1 protein-coding gene is annotated in these 1,968 nt (G+C 69.6%); it reads left to right on the top strand.

What is annotated here, in order from left to right; genetic code table 11:
- Positions 1-235 precede the first annotated feature (235 nt).
- The gene (gene serA, locus ACFWY6_RS17015; protein ID WP_360773628.1) at positions 236-1,840 is read left to right on the top strand and encodes a phosphoglycerate dehydrogenase; all 1,605 of its coding nucleotides are present in this window, start codon (positions 236-238) and stop codon (positions 1,838-1,840) included.
- Positions 1,841-1,968: the final 128 nt, after the last annotated feature.

Genomic DNA, 1,968 nt, shown 5'->3' with positions numbered 1-1,968 from the left:
TGTGGGGGGGGGGGGGGGCTGGCGGCCCCCTCTGTCTCCGCTGTGTTGTCCACTGTGTCCAGCCACGGACGAGTGATCCTTCCGCGGAGGCGCAAGAAGACCTCCGTAGCGCCACTACACTGCTTTCAACCATTCGCGTCAGGCCCACAGCGTCGTGCGTCTTCCACGCGGCTAGCACCCTCCACCGCCTGCGGCCGTCGGGACGGCCGTCCGCATTGGACTTGTGAGGACTCACGTGAGCACTGCTGCCAACGGCAAACCGGTCGTACTCATCGCTGAAGAGCTGTCGCCCGCCACTGTCGACGCCTTGGGCCCGGACTTCGAGATCCGTCAGTGCAACGGCGCGGACCGCGCCGAGCTGCTGCCCGCGATCGCCGATGTCGACGCGATCCTGGTCCGCTCGGCGACCAAGGTTGACGCCGAGGCCATCGCCGCCGCCAAGAAGCTGAAGGTCGTCGCCCGCGCGGGCGTGGGCCTGGACAACGTGGACGTGTCGGCCGCCACCAAGGCCGGCGTCATGGTGGTGAACGCGCCCACCTCGAACATCGTCACCGCGGCCGAGCTCGCCTGTGGCCTGCTCATCGCCACCGCGCGCAACATCCCCCAGGGCAGCCAGGCGCTCAAGGCCGGCGAGTGGAAGCGCTCGAAGTACACGGGTGTCGAGCTCGCCGAGAAGACCCTCGGTGTCGTGGGCCTCGGCCGCATCGGTGCTCTCGTCGCCCAGCGCATGAGCGCCTTCGGCATGAAGGTCGTCGCGTACGACCCGTATGTACAGCCCGCGCGCGCCGCGCAGATGGGCGTCAAGGTCCTCACCCTCGACGAGCTGCTCGAGGTCTCGGACTTCATCACCGTGCACCTGCCCAAGACCCCGGAGACGGTCGGTCTGATCGGCGACGAGGCCCTGCACAAGGTGAAGCCCGCCGTCCGCATCGTGAACGCCGCGCGCGGCGGGATCGTCGACGAGGAGGCGCTGTACTCGGCGCTGAAGGAGGGCCGCGTCGCCGGCGCCGGTCTGGACGTGTACGCGAAGGAGCCCTGCACGGACTCCCCGCTGTTCCAGTTCGACCAGGTCGTCTGCACACCGCACCTCGGTGCCTCGACGGACGAGGCGCAGGAGAAGGCCGGTATCGCCGTCGCCAGGTCGGTGCGCCTCGCCCTCGCGGGCGAGCTGGTCCCGGACGCCGTGAACGTCCAGGGCGGTGTCATCGCCGAGGACGTGCGTCCCGGTCTGCCGCTCGCCGAGAAGCTCGGCCGGATCTTCACCGCCCTCGCGAGCGAGGTCGCCGCGCGGCTCGACGTCGAGGTGTACGGCGAGATCACCCAGCACGACGTGAAGGTGCTCGAACTGTCCGCGCTGAAGGGCGTGTTCGAGGACGTCGTCGACGAGACCGTGTCGTACGTCAACGCGCCGCTCTTCGCCCAGGAGCGCGGCGTCGAGGTCCGCCTCACCACGAGCTCCGAGTCGCCTGACCACCGCAACGTGGTCACGGTGCGCGGCACGCTGACCGGCGGCGAGGAGATCTCGGTCTCCGGCACGCTGGCCGGGCCCAAGCACCTGCAGAAGATCGTCGGCATCGGCGAGTACGACGTGGACCTGGCGCTCGCCGACCACATGGTCGTGCTGCGGTACGCGGACCGTCCCGGTGTCGTCGGCACGGTCGGCCGTGTCCTCGGCGAGGCGGGGATCAACATCGCGGGCATGCAGGTCGCTCGTGCTGACGTGGGTGGGGAGGCGCTGGCTGTCCTCACGGTGGACGACACCGTGCCGCAGCCTGTCCTCAACGAGTTGAGCGCCGAGATCGGGGCCACCTCCGCGCGGTCCGTGAACCTGACGGACTAGGGCTCCGGAGCCTCGGGCGCCGTCATCACCGGCTTCGCCGAGTTCGTCCTCAAACGCCGGCCGGGGGGGAAACAAACAGCCCCGCCGGCGGTTTTCTTTCCGGGGACGTCCCCAACCATCTCCCGCGC

The organism is Streptomyces sp. NPDC059037, from assembly GCF_042740015.1.
GTDB lineage: Bacteria > Actinomycetota > Actinomycetes > Streptomycetales > Streptomycetaceae > Streptomyces.
This window is presented reverse-complemented; position numbering and strand designations above follow the sequence as displayed.